The organism is Chitinophaga sp. GbtcB8 (assembly GCF_019091455.1).
GTDB lineage: Bacteria > Bacteroidota > Bacteroidia > Chitinophagales > Chitinophagaceae > Chitinophaga.
Map to the genome: position 1 here is coordinate 1 of NZ_JAGXJN010000020.1, position 17,612 is coordinate 17,612.

Here is a 17,612-nt window from a genome sequence, read left to right on the forward strand (position 1 = left end):
GTGCAGGATAAGCGTGATAACAATTCACCCACACACGGCCAGCCTGTATAGCGCGGGGTACCTGGTACATTTCATGCGCATCACGCGTCCATACGCCGGCGCCTAAGCCATATAAGGTGTCGTTGGCTATCTGGATGGCTTCTTCTGTATTTTTAAAAGTGGTTACACAGGCTACAGGGCCAAAAATTACTACCTCGAATACCCGCATTTTGTTGTTCCCTTTCAGGATGGTAGGTTTAATGTAAAAGCCGTGTTCCAGGCCACTGTTCTGGTGAAAGGCTTCGCCGCCGGTTAAGGCTTTGGCGCCTTCCTGCCTGCCTATTTCCAGGTAGCTCAGGATCTTGTTGTACTGGTCTTCAGAGGCCTGTGCGCCCATCATTACCGTGCTGTCCAGCGGGTTGCCCATTTTAATGGCTTTGGTACGCTGTATCACGCGGTCCATAAATTTATCGTAAATGTTCTCATGCACCAGGATGCGGCTGGGGCAGGTACAAACTTCGCCCTGGTTCAGCGCAAACATTACAGCGCCTTCTACTGCCTTATCAAAAAATTCATCATCAGCATCGCCTACTGATTCAAAGAATACATTCGGGCTTTTACCGCCCAGCTCCATGGTAACCGGTATCAGGTTTTGGGAAGCATATTGCGTGAACAGGCGGCCGGTGGTGGTATCAGCGGTAAAGGCTACTTTTTGAATGCGGGGTGATTGTGCCAGTGGTTTGCCGGCTTCAGGCCCAAAACCGGTTACTACATTCAGCACACCGGGCGGCAGTATACCATCTATCAGTTCCAGCAAACACATAATGCTGGTAGGTGTTTGTTCTGCCGGTTTTACAATGGTGCAGCAGCCTGCAGCCAGTGCCGGCGCCATTTTCCAGGTAGCCATCAGCAGCGGAAAGTTCCAGGGAATGATCTGCCCTACAATGCCAATAGGCTCATGCAGGTTAATGCTTACGGTGGTTTCATCATGTTCGCTGATGGTGCCTTCTTCACTGCGCAGCACACCGGCAAAATAGCGGAAATGGTCTACCACCAATGGCAGGTCGGCCGCGCGGGTTTCCCGGATAGCCTTACCATTATCAATAGTTTCTACAATGGCCAAGTATTCCAGGTTGTCTTCTACTACCTGTGCTATTTTCAGCAGCAGGTTGCTGCGGTAGGCGGCGCTGGTTTTGCTCCAGCCGGGAAATGCCTGGCTGGCTGCATCAATGGCTTTTTCAATGTCTTTCGCATTGCCGCGTGCGGCCTGCGTAAACGCTTTGCCATCAATGGGTGAAATATTATCGAAGTATTCCCCGCTGTCTGGGGCCACCCATTTCCCATTAATATAGTGATCATATTTTTCTTTAAAGGAAGGACGGGTAGCCACATTCGGATCGGATGCAACGGCTGTACTCATAACGAATGGATTTTTAGGTGAAGTAATGGCGGTAATTTCAACCAAATAAACGCTTTGGCCATCTACAATTGTACTTTTTTATAGCACGATTGTACCTGAAGTTTTGTAACTTCAGTGACACAGGGAAATCAGCACTCCAAAAGAATCTGTCAGGGATTAAAACTATTCATCGTGCCTATCAAACACTGTCTGCAAAAGGCCGGGCTCACCCATCCGAAATACCTGCAAACACTGGTAGAGAACAGGCGTATCTTTAATTTAAAGAACTGTGAGCTGAATATTTTTGAAAGCTACCAGGAAGCGTATAATGTACCCCTTACCTTTAATGATTTTGTGATCACCAGCATGATCCGGGGTAAAAAAGTAATGCACCTGCCGGATGTACCGGCTTTTGATTACCTGCCCGGTGAAACCGTGATTGTGCCGGCCAATACTACCATGGTCATTGACTTCCCGGAAGCAGGTGCGCAAAACCCCACCCAGTGCATGGCCCTTGCAGTGGATGCCGGATATATTCATGACACCATTGATTATTTAAATGATTATTATAACAGCAGCACCGATGAGCATAATGTCTGGAAGCTGCAGTTTAATCAATACCATTTTTCCAACGATAATGAGATCTCTGACCTTATTAACAAGATCATCCGGGTATGCAGCAGTGTGGACCGGTCCAAGAATATTTTTGCAGACCTGTCCCTGAAGGAGCTGCTGATACGCCTGGTGCAAAACCAGCGCCTGCAGCAGTTTGCAGGGGAAAGCACAGATAACGGCAATCAAACCCGCCTGCATTATGTACTGAATTATATCCACGAGCACCTGTCTGAAAAAATAGCGGTGGACCTGTTGTGCCGCAAAGCTTATTTAAGCCGGAATATGTTCTTTAAATGGTTTAAAGAGCAGTTTGGCATTAGTCCCCTGGAATATATAAATGCGGAGCGCGTAAAAATGGCCAAACAATTACTGGCCGATGCGCATAACGACCTCCGCGCAGTAAGTAACCTCTGTGGTTTTAGTGATGTGAATTATTTTATCCGTGTTTTCCGCAAGCTGGAAGGCATTACCCCCGGCGCTTATCAATCCTGCATGGCGCATCCATCCTGATCTTTGTAGTCATCTTGCAGCAGGAGGCTGCTTTTTACAAGTTTACATTTCGTACACGTTGCATACCATCCTGGCGCCAGGTGGGATCCTTTTTTCAGGTTCGCAGTTGCGTGTGCGTTGCATATCATCCTGGCATCAGGTGGAGCTACTTTTTTAAGGTTCACAATTGCACGTGCGTACATAACATCCTCCATAAAATGGACCTGCTTTTACAATATATGTACGCATCCCGAGGGAAGGAATTCCCCCCTTTTCCGGCCCCAACAGTTGCATTTTTTCTTTCATGCGAATAATTCCCATAGCCTAAAAAATAGGAAAATCTGGAGAAGGGCCGTAAATTGACGGGGCTGCCAGAGAGGTCATAATTTTATCTAACAGATTAAAAATCAAAATGTAAAATGAGATTTAGTCAGCAGTTATCTTAATATATATAAATATATTAATATGAAATTATAATCTTGAATCAGTATAATTTCTTACACATTTTAAATAAAAATATACATATATGATATTTGGTAATTTGAAAATTACTTACGTATTTTTAGACCGATAACTACAGATGCAATCGCCAAAATCAAATTACTGACCATGAAAGTTTGCTATTTACTATTGGTTACCCAGCTGGCCTACACCAGTTTTGCCTATGCCACCGATGAGGTGCCCCCCGGAAAAGAAAAAAAATTAACTACAGATTCCTCTATCCTTGAAACAGGTAAACGGAGCTACAACCCGCTGCCGGAAATTCCTGATTTTGCGGAATTACGTAAGTATGCTTACCTGAACATGAATAAAAAAGGCTTACAGGACGATGCGCCTTTCAAACCATCCATACAGGTAGGCGCCATTGTGCATATGTTTGCATCTGCCGAGCAGGATGGTTTTAGCGCGCCGCATACAGCCACTGCCCCCTCTGACTGGAGCAAAGGTTTTACCTTGTACCGCGCCCGTGTACTGGTTGGCGGTCAGCTAACTTCCAAAGGCAGCTTCTTTTTTGAAACAGATATTCCCAGCGCTATTGGCGGCCCTAACCCGGATGGCACCAAGAACGTAAAAGTATCGCCCATTATACTGGATGCGCAGTTCCAATACAATTTTTGCGAAGCTTTCCAGGTAATTGTAGGGCAGCAGCTCATTTCCAATAACCGCAATGGTTTACAGGGTGCTGCAGGCTTAATGGCCAATGACTTCTCTTACTTTCAGTACCCGTATAACCTGTTTGCCAACAGCCCGCTGCAGGGCAACTTTGGCCGCGACCTGGGTGTGAACACCCGAGGCTTTTTGTTCAAGGATAAATTTGAATACCGCGTAGGCGCCTTTACCGGCCGTAATGTGGATGGCAAAGGACCTGTACGCCTCACCAGCCGCCTTGCATACAGCTTCCTGGATGCTGAAAAAGATTATTATTACGCCGGCACTAACCTGGGCAAAGGCAAAACGCTTACCTGGGGCATAGGTGCAGATGTGCAGGGCACTTACCACAACTACAGCACCGACCTGTTTATAGACCATCCTGTTACGGATAAAGGCTCCATTACTTTCAGCGGCGCCTTTCAATACATGACCGGTGGCACAGATACTATTGCCAAGTATACTTTTGCACGCCTGATCCCTGCGCAAACCGTGCAGTTTGCAGAACTGGGTTATTATTTTAAAGCAGCCAAGCTGCAGCCCTGGGTAAAATTTGAGCGGCAGCATATTTCCGCCAAGGATGCACAGGTAGCTGGTGAGCAGGTGGAAACCTTTAATAAATATAATTCCAGCACCGTATGGGGCGGAGGCATTAACTACTTCTTTAACGCGCTGGGTACTAACCTGCGCCTCTCTTACATAACGCGCAGCTATAATGTAGCCAGCGCCACTACTGCTGATTTTGATAAAAAAACATATGGCCAGGTATGGGCCCAGCTACAATTCTTTATTTTCTAAGATCCGTTTGTCTTTATAATTCCATTTCAACTTTAAACTTATTACACCATGTATAAAAAAATAATTTCTGTTGCAAGATTGGCTATCCTGTTGCTGGGTAGCAGCACTATGCTGTTCACTGCCTGTAATTCCGGCGCTTCTAAAACGGGGGATGCGGCTAACGATTCTACGGCGGCCAATACTGTAAAAATAGGCGTGCTGCATTCTTTAAGCGGCACCATGGCCATTTCTGAAGTATCCCTGAAAGATGCGGTGCAAATGGCGGTAGATGAGATCAATGCTGCCGGTGGCGTGCTGGGTAAAAAAATAGAGCCGGTAATTGTAGATCCGGCTTCTGACTGGGACCTGTTTGCCGAAAAATCCAAAGAGCTGCTTACAGATAAAAAGGTAGCTGCCGTATTTGGCTGCTGGACCTCCGTATCCCGCAAATCCGTACTGCCTGTGTTTGAAGAAAATAACGGCTTGCTGTTTTCCCCGGTGCAATATGAGGGTGAAGAAAGCTCTAAGAACGTAGTGTATTCCGGTGCAACGCCCAACCAGCAGCTGATTCCGGCTGCCGATTATTTAATGAGCGCAGAAGGCGGCGGTTATAAAAGATTTTACTTGCTGGGTACAGATTATGTATTTCCCAGAACTGCCAATAAGATCTTAAAAGCGTATTTACTTTCCAAAGGCATTCCTAAAGAAAATATCATTGAAGAATATACGCCGTTCCACCACCAGGACTACCAAACCATTGTATCCAAGATCAAAAAGTTTGCAGTAGGGGGTAAGGCCTGTGTGCTTTCCACCATTAACGGTGATTCCAATATTCCTTTTTATAAAGAGTTTGCCAACCAGGGCCTCACTGCGGCTACCTGTCCTATCATGGCCTTTTCCGTAGCGGAAGATGAGCTGAGAGCAATGGATACGGAGTTCTTAGTGGGCCACCTGGCTGCCTGGAATTATTACCAGTCTGTTGATGTGCCGGAGAACAAAAAATTTGTAGCTGACTTTAAAGCCTTTTGTGAAAAGAAAAATTTACCCGGTGGCGCCAAGAGGGTAACCGATGATCCTATTTGCTGGGCTTATACGGATGTGTACCTGTGGGCCAAAGCTGCAGAAAAAGCAAAGTCTTTTGATGTAGATAAAGTGCGTGCCGCCTTACATGGTTTAACCTTTGATTCGCCTGCCGGTGCTGTGAAGATGGATGATAAAGTGAACCACCTGGCTAAACCGGTGCTGATAGGGGAAATTAAACCCGACGGACAGTTTAGCGTGATCTGGAAATCACAGGGTTTGATTGATCCGCAACCTTTCTTTACGCTGAATGCAAAAAATTAAAACAAACGAGCTAAAAAGAATGTAAAATCATAAATGTAAAATTTAAAATGTAAAAGTGAAATGCAACGAAGCCGTTAAACCTTATACGCGGCATTTCACTTTTACATTTATGATTTGAAATTTTACATTTTACATTCTTTTAGCCCCTTCAATCGCAAGTGATGGAGCTATTATTAAAGATCAACGAAATTAAAAGCGGTAAATGGACAGGGCCTAAATGGCTTTGGCCGGTGATAATGGCAGGCGCTGTTCTTTTTTTTACGGTACGTGTGGCTACAGACAGCAGCGGCACCTATGTGCAAAACCTGTTCAGCGGTATTAGCCTGGGCAGTATTTTAATACTGGTATCCCTGGGCCTGGCCATTGTATATGGTTTGGCGGGTATTATTAATATGGCGCACGGTGAGTTTTTGATGATAGGCGCTTATACCACCTACAGCGTGCAGGTATTTTTTACGAATGTGCTGCATGTGCAAAGCAGCAACTGGTTTTTTATAACAGCACTGCCGGTGTCTTTTATTGTAGCGGGTTTGGCCGGGCTTTTACTGGAAAGGCTTATTATCCGCCACCTGTATGCCAAGCCGCTGGAAAGCCTGCTGGCTACCTGGGGCGTAAGCCTGATCCTGATCCAGACTGCGCGCTCCCTGTTTGGCGATCTTACGGCAGTAAAGCTGCCGGAAATGCTGGCAGGCGGCTGGAAAATAAACGAGAACCTGGTGCTGCCGTATAACCGCTTATTCATTATTGCATTAACGATTGTAGTGCTTGTAGCGCTGTACCGCACGCTTACGGCTACACGTTTAGGTATGCAAATAAGGGCCGTAACACAAAACCGTAGCATGAGCGCCTGTTTGGGCATTAATACCAAACGTATAGATGCCATGACCTTTTTCATAGGCTCCGGCCTGGCGGGTTTGGCCGGCTGCGCCATGACGCTGATAGGCAACGTAGTGCCGGATATGGGCCAAACATATATTGTAGATGCATTCCTTACCGTGGTAATAGGCGGGGTAGGCAAGCTGTTAGGCACCATTACCGCGGGTTTGGGCATTGGTATTTTTTCTAAAGTGCTGGAAGCCTTTTTTGAAGCAGTGTATGGCAAGGTGCTGATACTATTGCTTATTATGCTGTTTATGCAGTTCAAACCCCGGGGTATTTTCCCTGACAAGGGCAGAACAGCGGCAGATTGAAAATGCGTTATTCATAAAAAAATTACACATCATGCAGTTGAAACCTGCTAAGCTGATCAACATATTGTTTATACTGTTCTTTGCAGTGGTCTTGCCTGTGGGGAACATGCTGGGGCTTGTGTCCGTTAACAGCATTTCCCTGTGGGGAAGATATTTTTGTTTTGCCATTGCCGCTTTGGGCATTGATCTTATCTGGGGTTATACGGGTATTATGTCTATGTGCCAGGCTTTTTTCTTTTGCCTGGGCGGTTACTGCATGGGCATGCACCTGCTGCTGAAAGCCACAGCCCTGCAGCAGCAGCTGTTACCGGAGTTTATGACCTGGAATGATATTACTGCGCTGCCTTGGTTCTGCGAGCCTTTTCATGGTTTTGTGCCAGCCCTGATATTGGGTTTGCTGGTGCCTGCTGCAGTAGCATTTGTGATCGGGTACTTTATTTTTAAGAGCCGCATTAAAGGCGTGTACATGGCTATTATTACACAGGCGCTGGCCTTATCCATGTACCTGCTTTTTTTACGGAACGAGACGAACCTGGGCGGCACCAACGGCCTCACAGGCTTTAAGACCGTGCTGGGCTTTGAGCTGCATAAGCCGGGCACCAAGCTGGGTTTGTACCTGGTAACCCTGGCCATGTTATGCGTGGCATACGGCTGCTGTTATAAAATAGTACACTCCAAATTCGGCAAGGTGCTGCAAGCCATCCGCGATAGTGAGCCGCGGGTGGGGTATACCGCTTACCGGGTATTGCATTACAAGCTGGCGGCCTTTGTGGTGGCAGCTGCGCTGGGTGGTTTGGCAGGTATGTTATATGTACCGCAAACCGGCATTATTACACCCGGCCGTATGGATGTAAAAGCATCTGTAGAAATGCTGATGTGGGTAGCCCTGGGTGGCCGTGGTAATTTGAAAGGAGCAGTAATAGGCGCGCTGCTGGTAAACTGCGTGTACAGCTATTGCACCAGCGTATTTCCGCAGGGATGGCTGTTTATCTTAGGGATGCTGTACATACTTACCGTACTGTATTTTGATAAGGGCTTCCTGGGTCTGTTTGAAAAGATAGGTTCTAAAATAGGTATTAAAACAAATAGTGAAAGGTATGCTACTGGAAGTAAATGAGCTGGCGGTTTCTTTTGGCGGGGTGCAGGCACTGAACCTGCAGCACTTTCAGCTGGAAGACCGGGAGCTGCGGGTGATCATTGGCCCTAATGGCGCAGGTAAGTCTACGTTTATGGATATACTCTGTGGCAAAACCAAACCGGATACCGGCAGCATTGTATTTAACGGAAAGCCCACCAGGGATTTAACAGAGGTGCAGATAGCGGAAATGGGCATTGGGCGCAAGTTCCAGAAACCATCTGTATTTCCAGGCCTTAGTGTGTATGAGAATATGCTGCTGGCCACACGCATGAAAAAGGATGTATTTACTTCCTTATTCTCCAGAATGCCCGCAGGTGTTCAGGAAAAAATTGAGGTCATGGCAGAGCGGGTAGGACTTACTTCTGCATTACATAAACAGGCCGGCGCCCTTTCCCATGGGCAAAAGCAGTGGCTGGAAATAGCTATTGTGGTGCTGCAGGACCCGCGTTTGTTATTGATAGATGAACCGGCCGCTGGCATGTCTGACAAGGAAGCGGAGAAAACCGGCGAGCTGCTGCTGGAGCTGTCCAAACAGCACGGCGTTATTGTAATAGAACATGATATGCATTTTGTAAAACAGATAGCCACTAAGCTGGTAAGTGTATTGGTAAATGGTAAGCTGTTAATGGAAGGGCCTTTTGAAGAAGTGAAAAATGATCAGCGGGTAATTGACTGTTACCTGGGCAGGGCCAATGCACAACTGGAAAAACTATAGGATATGGAGCCAACAACACTGCTAACAGCCAGCAATATTATAACGGCATATGACCAGAGCACCATTTTGTGGGGCGTAAATTTATCGGTGCTGCAAGGTACCGTTACCACGGTAATGGGCCGCAACGGCGTAGGTAAAACCACCCTGCTTAGAACCATTATGGGCCTGCAGAAAGCACGGGAAGGGCAGGTGACTTTTAAAGGAGGGAACATTACTAACCTGGCGCCTTATAAGATAGCGCGCGCAGGTATTGGTTATGTGCCGCAGGGGCGCGAGATCATTCCTAAGCTTACCGTGCAGGAAAACCTGCAATTGGGGCTGGAAGCCACGCCGGACTATAAACCCCGCATGCCTGAAGAACAAATATACACGTTGTTCCCCATCCTGAAAGAGTTCCGCCGCCGCGCCGGTGGTAATTTAAGCGGGGGGCAGCAACAGCAGCTGGCCATTGCCCGCACCCTTATCAGCGGCCCCGCCCTGTTATTGCTGGATGAGCCTACAGAAGGTTTGCAGCCTTCCATTGCTATTGAAATAGGCGATATTCTGCGGCAGCTGGTTACCACAAAGGGAATGGCCGTATTACTGGTAGAACAGAAAATAGACTTTGCCAAACACGTAACCGATTATTTCTATTTTATGGAAAGGGGCAAAATGGTGAAAGAGGGCAATGCTGCTACGTTTGACTTTAATGAGCTGCAGGAACATATTGCCGTATAAGCCCCAAAATAAAGGCGGCGCCTGCATTTGAATTTAACCGGCAGATTTGATATTTTAAGGGGCAATCTGTTTTACTTAATGAAAAGTGATTTTATGATCATATCTGAAGGCAATAAGATCTTTAAGCACTTTACTATCCGGTATGGCATCGCGTTAACCTTCATTGCCGTGTTGTCCGTGGTGAGCCAGGTGCGCATACAGCAGCACCTGAACCGCTCCATGGACGATTCCCATGTTATTAACTTTGCCGCCCGCCTGCGTACCTACAGCCAAACGCTGAGCAAAACTGCGTTAATGCTGGAATATGGTTATGAATACGATATTAGCCGCAAAGAGTTTGTAAATACCCTTAAACAATGGGAAAAAGCGCAGGAGGGCCTGGAAATGGGCAGCCGCTTCCTGAACCTGCCTACGGATAACATGGAGGAGATCAATACCATGTTTGACCTCATCAGCCATCCCCGTAAGGAAATGATGAATGCTGCAGAACATATTGTAGCGGTGCTGGATACCTCCAAAGTATTTAATCCACAGCTGATACGCCCCTATGTAAAAACCATCCTGGATTATGAGCAATCCTACCTGCTGGGCATGGAGCTGATTGTGTTTGATTACGACCGCTTTTCCAAAGAGCGTATCAGCCAGCTGAAACAGATCGATTACCTGATGCTGGCGCTGGTGCTGTTTACCCTGGCGCTGGAAGCTATTTTTATTTTTTATCCGCTGGCCATTCACATTAAAAAAGTAGTGGTAGGGTTAGTATCTTCAGAAGAAACGTCCAAACGTTTATCAGAAAAGCTGCAGGATGCCAATGCCCGCATGGAAGAATCCTATAAGGAGCTGCGGGAAATGAACTATGCGCTGGACAAAGCCACCTACCTGGTAAAAACAGATCCTGAAGGGAATATTGTATATGCCAATGATAAGTACTGCCATGTTACCAAATACAGTATACAGGAGCTGCGCGGCAAACAGGTTTTTTACAATAACATGGGCGGCTGTGAAAGCGTGATCTATGAACACATCCGCGACAGTAAAAAACAAACAGAAGTATGGCAGGATGAAATATTTGATAATGCATCCGATGGTACGGGCTTTTGGCTGGATGTTACCTTGATGCCGGTATTTGATAATGCCGGCAATTTGTATCAATACCTGCTGATAGGCACTGATATTACCAACCGTAAAAATACAGAGCGGGAAAACCAGCTGCTGATGGAAGAAAAGATCCGGCGGGAAGGGGTGGAGCAAAAAATAAGATCCTATGCCATCATTAACGGGCAGGAAAAAGAGCGTAAGCGCATCACGGCAGAGATCCATGACGGCATTGGGCAAATGCTTACCAGCCTGCGTATGAAGCTGGAACAGATACAGGACCGTACCAGTAAGCCCGACCCGGAAGTAGCTATGGTAAACATGATGCTGGCAAAGCTGATCACAGAAACTCGGCGTATCTGCTCAGACCTGCTGCCCAGCGTGCTGGAAGATTTTGGCTTGCTCTCCGCCATTGAAGACCTGGTAACCACCTGTAAAGATGCCAACCATAAAATGGATTTCCTGCTGGATACCAACATACATCCCGGCCCGCTGTCAAGAGAGCTGGAAATAAGCGTGTACCGCATTTTGCAGGAAGGGTTGAATAACGTGATCAAACACTCCCAGGCCTCCCGCGTGGAAATATTTATTGATACCTCCGGCCATTACCTGAACCTGATGATAAAGGATAATGGCAAAGGTTTTTATTTTGATAACCAACAATTACATTTAAAGAACCTGGCCAAGAAAATGAATGGTATACGCGGCATGAAAGAGCGTGCAGAACTACTCAGCGGTACCTTTAACTTAAATGCCCAACCAGGGAAAGGCACTATTGTTCAACTGGAAATTCCTTTAGTATGACTATGACCACGCGCATAAAAGTTTTCCTGGTAGATGACCATGAAATATTCAGGAACGGGCTAAAACAGCTGATAGACAGTGAGCAGGACATGGAAGTAGTAGGGGAGGCCGGTGATGGAGAAATGGCTTTACAGTCGCTTACTACCGTAACGCCGGAAGTAATTATCATGGATATCCGCATGCCGGGCATTAATGGCATTGAAACCAGCCAGGCCATTTTAAAACAGCAGCCACTGAGCCGCATCCTTTTCTTTAGCTTGTATGATAGCCCTGACTATGTGGCCAAAGCGCTGGAAATGGGCGCCAGCGGCTATATTTTGAAGGATACCAGCAACAAGATCTTCCTGCATGCCATCCGCACTGTGCATAAAGGCAAGTTTTATTTCATTGGCGATGTATCGGATGTGCTGGTGAAAAAATACCAGGACCTGCAAAAAACATCCGGCCTTAAAACAGCTGCAAACGTGGAAATATCCCTTTCCAAAAGAGAGGAGCAGATCCTGAAAAAGATAGATGAAGACCTGAGCAACAAGGAAATTGCGGAATCATTGAACGTAAGCGTACGTACAGTAGAAGCGCACCGTTTGAACATTCTGCGTAAGTTCCAGGCCGGGAATATGGAGGAAGTGCTTACCTTTTGCAAAGAGAACGGTATTATTAAATACACCTGACCCTTATATAAAAAATTCCCGTATGAAAAATGATCCAGGAAGAAGGGCCTTTATTACCAATGCCCTGAAAGCATCTGCTGCCGCTACTTTGCTGAACATACCAGGTTTTGCCATGGCCTTGCAGCAAAAGAAATATACCATTAAGGAAGTAATGGATATTATCTTAAAGGAAGTACCCGGTGCGCCTTTTAAAACAACGGTAGATACGCTTAAGAGCGGCGATGAGCAGCAGACCGTTACCGGTATTGTTACCACCATGTTTGCCACGGTACGGGTAATTGAGGAAGCCGCAAAGCTGAAAGCTAATTTCATTATTGCCCATGAGCCTACCTTTTATAATCACCTGGATGATGTGAACTATGTAGCCAACAACCATGTGGTGCAGCAAAAACAGGCCCTGCTCAAAAAGTATAATATTACCGTATGGCGCTTTCATGATTACTGGCATTCCGTAGAGCCGGATGGTATTGGTTACGGCGTGCTGAAAAAAGCAGGCTGGCTGCAGTACTATAAACCCGGGCAAAGGATCCTGCAAATGCCGCCCCTTACTTTAGAAAAGCTGGTAGCACACCTGGAACAAACCCTGGCTATTAAACATGTAAGAGTGATAGGCGACCTGTCGCAAACCTGCGCCCGTATTGCTTTACTGCCTGGCGCTGCCGGCGGGCAAACACAGATCTCCATCGTGGAAAAAGAGCAGCCCGATGTGTTGATAGTAGGGGAGGTGCATGAATGGGAAACCGCAGAATACATCCGTGATGCGCGGCAAATGGGCGGCAAAACCGCATTGATAGTATTAGGCCATTCCGTGAGTGAAGAACCGGGTATGGACTGGCTGGTGGACTGGTTAAAACCTAAGATCCCCGGTGTGCCGGTTACGCATATTGTTTCCGGCGATCCTTTTACCTGGATGTAATTAAAATATTTTAAAGCTTAACACCCAGGGTGCTTTCACTGATCTCTTCAAAAGCGCTGGCAGCAGCGCCGCACAGGGAGCAGCTAAAAGAATCCGGTAAGGCATCAAACGGCGTACCCGGTGTGATGTCCTGCTCTGCTTCTCCTAACGTTTCATCATACACGCTCAGGCATTGGCTGCACTGGTGCAATTTTTTATCAGGCTGCTGCAGGGGAGTAGCCGCTTCCTTACTGCTTACAAAGGCCTGTAAAATATTGGTTTCGCTGCCCTGCTCATAAAACTCTTTACATAAGGATACCAGGTAAGGGCCCAGGTGCTCTTTAGCCACCTGCTCCCGGTACATGAGCAGGGTAGAGGTATTGGGGTTAAAGCCGGGTGTGTACAGGATATCATAACGCTGCAGGTATTTCAGCCTGCTGTTATATTTATTCTCCAGCTTACGGATCACCACAGATCCGAACTGCCCGGAAGCAGACTGCATACGTACGCTGAAACAAAGCCCGTAGGTACGCACATCTTCAATATCAAAATGGCGGATGATATGGCGCTTCAGCACCAGCCCGTCCGCTGAATTATCTTCTACCTGCCAGTTCAGCTCATTGGCTGCATGCCGCACATTAATGCGGTGTTTGCCCAGCGTATAATCCCACAGGTTACGGTGCGCCGGATCTATATTTTTAATGATGATGGTTTTCCAGGAGGTAGCGTACAGCTGTCCGGTGCGGGTTTCCAGGCAAATGGCGCAAATATCCTGCAGGAAAGAAAGGGGAAAAAGCTCATCCCGCTGGTAAATGCCCAGCCAGTAACCATTATTATAACGGTTAAAACCTTCATAATACGGCAGGTGAAAACGGGGCAGCTCCAGTTCCTTGCTCAGGGGGCGGCCCATGTATTCCAGGGAGCCTTTCGTTTGCTCGTACAGGTTAGTTTCGCCGTTTTGTACCAGCGTTTCCACCTGCCGGCTTACCCGGGCAATGTGGTTGGTGTACACCAGCTCCGGCCAGGCCAGCAGCTGATCTGTACCAGGGAAGCGTACAAACAAATGCCAGTAGTGCGCATGCTCAGAGGCAATCCAGTTAATATGTCCGGTAAAAAAGGGCACAAAGGTTTGCCGGCTATCGCAGATGTTTAGTTTTAATGCCGGTGTATAATCAAACAGGTCAAACACATCCTTATAAATGCCTTCGCTTAGCCAGCCGTCTGTAATAAAAATACCGGCAGCAGGGTAAGAGCTGGTAATATTAGGCCCTTCCTCTTCTTCGTAAAAAGCGATCCTTTGTTGTTTGCACTGGGTGCTGAACTGTTTAAAATTTTTAACAGGTACATCTATCAGTAATTGCTGCCGTAGTCCAAAACGTACATCGGTAACACCGGCACCGGCCGCTATTTCCAGCGCTTCCTGCAAATGCCCGGGCGAGATGATGCCGCCCGTAAAATTAATATGTATGGTACGTGTTCTCCCCATCAGATAACTGCTTTTATCAGTTGTTTTTTAGTGGTGGTGGCCGGCGCTTTTAATGTGCTGTCCAGGATAGCCTGTATTTCCGGCCGGCAGCTGCCACAGCCCTGCCCTGCACCGGATGCTTTGCAAACACTTTCCAGCGTGGTATGGCCTTCTTTTATTTTATTGCAGATATTGCCTTCTCCTACATTGCCACAGGAGCATACCAGCGGGCCGATAACCGGTTCTGCCTTTTTACCGGAGCGTAATAGCTCCAGGCGTTTATCACTCAGCTCCATATTGTTTTGCATCAGCTCCCGGAACTCAACGAACTCAGATTTATCGCCAATCAGTATAGCGCCTACCAGCCGGTCGTTATGGATAATACACTTTTTGTAATAACGTTTGGCTTTGTCTATAAACACTACTTCCTCATAAGCCGGATCGTCCGGGGTATTCACCATACCCAGTGAGCAAACGTCGGTGCCATGCATTTTTAAAATGTTCATGAACACAGAGCCTTCGTAATAGCTGCTAATGTCGCCACACAGGTAACGGGCCACTACGGCCGCCTGCTGTTCAGCTGCTGCGGTAATACCATACAACGTGCCGTTGAACTCTGCTATTTCGCCAATGGCAAAATTACCAGGATCGCTGGTTTGCAGGTATTCATTCACCACTACACCGCGTTTGCAGTCAAGGTGGCAGGCCTGCGCCAGCTCTGTATTAGGTACGGTGCCTATAGTAGCTACAAAGGCCTGGCAGGCTATCTGCTGCCCGCTTTTCAGCTGTATGCCTTCCAGGGCATGCAGGCCAATGAAACGTTCTATTTCATCGTTGTATATGATCTCTATGCCACGGTCGGTCAGCTCTTCGTATACCAGCTGGCTGGCGAGCGCATCCAGCTGCCGGTCCATAAGACGGGAAGTACGCTGTATAACAGTAACGGCTATGTTCATTTCACGCAGGGAGGCGGCCAGCTCTATACCCAGCAGGCCTGCACCAGCGATCAGTACTCCCCCTTTTTCAGGGTCCAGGTGTTTTACAAAAGCATCAGCATCATAGCGGTTGCGCATGGTGAAAATGCCTTTCAGCGGCGGAGTATCTTTTAAGGTGGCTGCCCGGCTGCCCGTGCCCATGATCAGCACATCGTAGGTATGCGTATTGCCCTGGCTGTCGGTCAATATTTTATGTGAGCGGTCAATATGGGTAATGCTGATGCCGCGGTGTAAGGTAATGTTTAAGCGGGCTTCTTCATCGTCCGTCATTTTTACCAGCTGTTGCCATTGCTGCGTACCGCTAATGTAATCCGGTAACATTACCCGGTTGTAAAAAGGCTGGTCCTCTTTGCTGAACACTACTATTTCATCGGTATTGTTCATGGCGCGGTAGGCCCGTACAAAACCACTGGCGCCAGCTCCTGCGCCTATGATCACTATCTTTTGCGCGGGTTTGCGGTAGCGCTGTACCTGCACGGCAGAGAATTTCAGGTCCGGCTGCCCGGAGATAGGATCTACCAGCGCATGGGTAAGATTATTGGCCCGGTTCAGGTCACTTTGTAATACCTTACCCCAGTGCATAGGCAGGAATACCACACCCTTTTTTATGTCCGTGCTTAGCCTGGCTTTCACACGTACGTTACCGTTACCATTGAATATTTCTACAATATCGTCCTGTGCAATGTGCCGCTGGCGGGCATCTTCCGGGTGTATCTCTAAAAAGGAGCTGGCAATATGCTGCTTTAGCCGGTTCACCTTACCGGTTTTGCTCATGGTATGCCATTGGTCGCGGATACGGCCGGTGGTGAGTATCAGCGGTAAGGTATCATCTGTTGGTACAGAGGTATTACCATCTTCAAAGGAATGAATAATTGCTTTAGATGATGGTGTATAGAACCGGTGATCTGTAAACAGCCTGGGTGTGCCTTTGCCTGCGCTGCTTTTAGGATAGGGCCATTGTACGCTGCGTTTTGCCTGCAGGGTATTGTAATCCAGCCCGCTGATATCTATACGGGTACCGGTTGTGAGCCGGGTATGTTCTTCATATATTTCTGAAAAGGAATTGAAATCAAAACCATGATAGCCCATTTTTTGGGCAAAGCGGCAAATGATCTCCGCATCCGGTAGGGCCTGTCCCGGTGCATCCGTGATCTTATGCAGGTAGCTGATGCGGCGTTCTGCATTTGTCATGGTGCCTTCTTTCTCAGCCCAGGCAGCAGCAGGTAATACTACATCCGCATAACGGAGTGTTTCCGGTTTATTGGATATTTCCTGCACCACTACAAACTTTGCCTTTTGCAGCGCTGCTTCTGCAAAACGTACATCCGGCAGGCTCACTAACGGATTAGTACCTACGATCCAGATGGCTTTAAGCTTACCTTCATTCAGCGCGGTAAACATTTGCGTGGCTGTTAACCCTGGTTTAGGGGAAATAGGGTTGCTGTTCCAGAAAGCCTGCACTTCTGCGCGGTGCTCCGGGTTATTCAGCAGGCGGTGTGCGGGCAGCAGGTTGGCCAGGCCGCCTACTTCGCGGCCGCCCTTGGCATTGGGCTGCCCGGTTAATGAAAAGGGACCGCTGCCGGGTTTTCCAATATGCCCGGTAATAAGGTTCAGGTTAATAAGGCTCAGGTTTTTGCGCACTCCTACAGCGCTTTGGTTCAGGCCCATGGTCCACATGGTAATAAAACCTTTGGCCTGCCCCATGTAGCGGGCTGCTTCGCGGATGGCGCTTTCCGGCACATCGCAGATAACGGCTGCTTCTGCTACAGTGCGCTGCATTACTGTTTCCCGGTAAGCGGCAAAACCTTCTGTATGCTGTTCTATGAATGAAACATCTGTATAACCGTTCTCAATTAATATACGTCCTATTGCGTGGTGTAAAACAATGTCGGTGCCGGGGCGCAGCTGCAGGTGCACATTGGCCTGTGCGCAGGTTTGTGTGGCACGGGGGTCGCTTACAATGATCTTCAGGTTAGGATTGGCTGCCCTTGCGGCTTCTACCCGCCGCCATAAAATAGGATGGCACCAGGCAGGGTTGGCGCCGGCCACAAAAATACAGTCGGCCAGCTCAATATCATCATAACACACGGGTACCGCATCTTCCCCCAAAGCCATTTTATAAGCGGCTACTGCGCTGCTCATGCACAGGCGTGAGTTGGTATCTATATTATTGCT

13 protein-coding genes are annotated in these 17,612 nt (G+C 47.7%); 10 read left to right on the forward strand and 3 right to left on the reverse strand.

Annotated features, from left to right (window positions below; translation table 11 throughout):
- Window positions 1-1,399 (reverse strand): aldehyde dehydrogenase family protein (locus tag KVT36_RS17725; RefSeq protein WP_217604799.1); only part of this gene is annotated, 1,399 nt, incomplete at its 3' end.
- 171 nt (window positions 1,400-1,570) lie between these two features.
- Between KVT36_RS17725 and KVT36_RS17730 the strand changes: the two genes are divergently transcribed.
- From KVT36_RS17730 to KVT36_RS17775, 10 genes are all read left to right on the forward strand, one after another.
- Window positions 1,571-2,503: an AraC family transcriptional regulator gene (locus KVT36_RS17730; protein WP_217604800.1), complete on the forward strand. Its 933-nt coding sequence runs from the start codon at window positions 1,571-1,573 to the stop codon at window positions 2,501-2,503.
- A 588-nt stretch (window positions 2,504-3,091) separates the two neighbouring features.
- Window positions 3,092-4,429 (forward strand): OprO/OprP family phosphate-selective porin, encoded by a 1,338-nt coding sequence (locus tag KVT36_RS17735; protein WP_217604801.1) that lies wholly within the window; start codon window positions 3,092-3,094, stop codon window positions 4,427-4,429.
- A 48-nt stretch (window positions 4,430-4,477) separates the two neighbouring features.
- Complete coding sequence (gene urtA, locus KVT36_RS17740) at window positions 4,478-5,752, forward strand: urea ABC transporter substrate-binding protein (protein ID WP_217604802.1); 1,275 nt, start codon at window positions 4,478-4,480, stop codon at window positions 5,750-5,752.
- 161 nt (window positions 5,753-5,913) lie between these two features.
- Complete coding sequence (urtB, locus tag KVT36_RS17745; RefSeq protein ID WP_217604803.1) at window positions 5,914-6,942, forward strand: urea ABC transporter permease subunit UrtB; 1,029 nt, start codon at window positions 5,914-5,916, stop codon at window positions 6,940-6,942.
- A 31-nt stretch (window positions 6,943-6,973) separates the two neighbouring features.
- Window positions 6,974-8,059 carry an urea ABC transporter permease subunit UrtC gene (gene urtC / locus KVT36_RS17750; protein WP_217604804.1) on the forward strand — a complete coding sequence of 362 codons (1,086 nt, stop codon included), beginning with the start codon at window positions 6,974-6,976 and terminating at the stop codon, window positions 8,057-8,059.
- Window positions 8,040-8,795, forward strand: coding sequence for an urea ABC transporter ATP-binding protein UrtD (gene urtD / locus KVT36_RS17755; protein WP_217604805.1), 756 nt, complete (start codon window positions 8,040-8,042; stop codon window positions 8,793-8,795). The genes urtC and urtD overlap by 20 nt, the downstream gene beginning before the upstream one ends.
- A gap of 3 nt (window positions 8,796-8,798) precedes the next feature.
- Window positions 8,799-9,512 carry an urea ABC transporter ATP-binding subunit UrtE gene (gene urtE, locus KVT36_RS17760; protein WP_217604806.1) on the forward strand — a complete coding sequence of 238 codons (714 nt, stop codon included), beginning with the start codon at window positions 8,799-8,801 and terminating at the stop codon, window positions 9,510-9,512.
- A 93-nt stretch (window positions 9,513-9,605) separates the two neighbouring features.
- A complete protein-coding gene (locus KVT36_RS17765) occupies window positions 9,606-11,411 on the forward strand; it encodes a histidine kinase (RefSeq protein ID WP_217604807.1) in 1,806 nt (601 codons plus the stop codon).
- The gene (locus tag KVT36_RS17770; protein WP_217604808.1) at window positions 11,408-12,082 is read left to right on the forward strand and encodes a response regulator transcription factor; all 675 of its coding nucleotides are present in this window, start codon (window positions 11,408-11,410) and stop codon (window positions 12,080-12,082) included. Before KVT36_RS17765 ends, KVT36_RS17770 begins: the two co-directional genes overlap by 4 nt.
- A gap of 22 nt (window positions 12,083-12,104) precedes the next feature.
- Window positions 12,105-12,998 carry a Nif3-like dinuclear metal center hexameric protein gene (locus tag KVT36_RS17775; protein ID WP_217604809.1) on the forward strand — a complete coding sequence of 298 codons (894 nt, stop codon included), beginning with the start codon at window positions 12,105-12,107 and terminating at the stop codon, window positions 12,996-12,998.
- 10 nt (window positions 12,999-13,008) lie between these two features.
- On the opposite strand, the gene KVT36_RS17780 is transcribed toward KVT36_RS17775, so the two are convergent.
- Window positions 13,009-14,463, reverse strand: a complete 1,455-nt coding sequence (locus KVT36_RS17780; RefSeq protein WP_217604810.1) for a rubredoxin — start codon at window positions 14,461-14,463, stop codon at window positions 13,009-13,011.
- A partial coding sequence (locus KVT36_RS17785; protein WP_254640070.1) for a molybdopterin-dependent oxidoreductase occupies window positions 14,463-17,612 on the reverse strand: 3,150 nt, incomplete at its 5' end. The genes KVT36_RS17780 and KVT36_RS17785, both read right to left, overlap by 1 nt.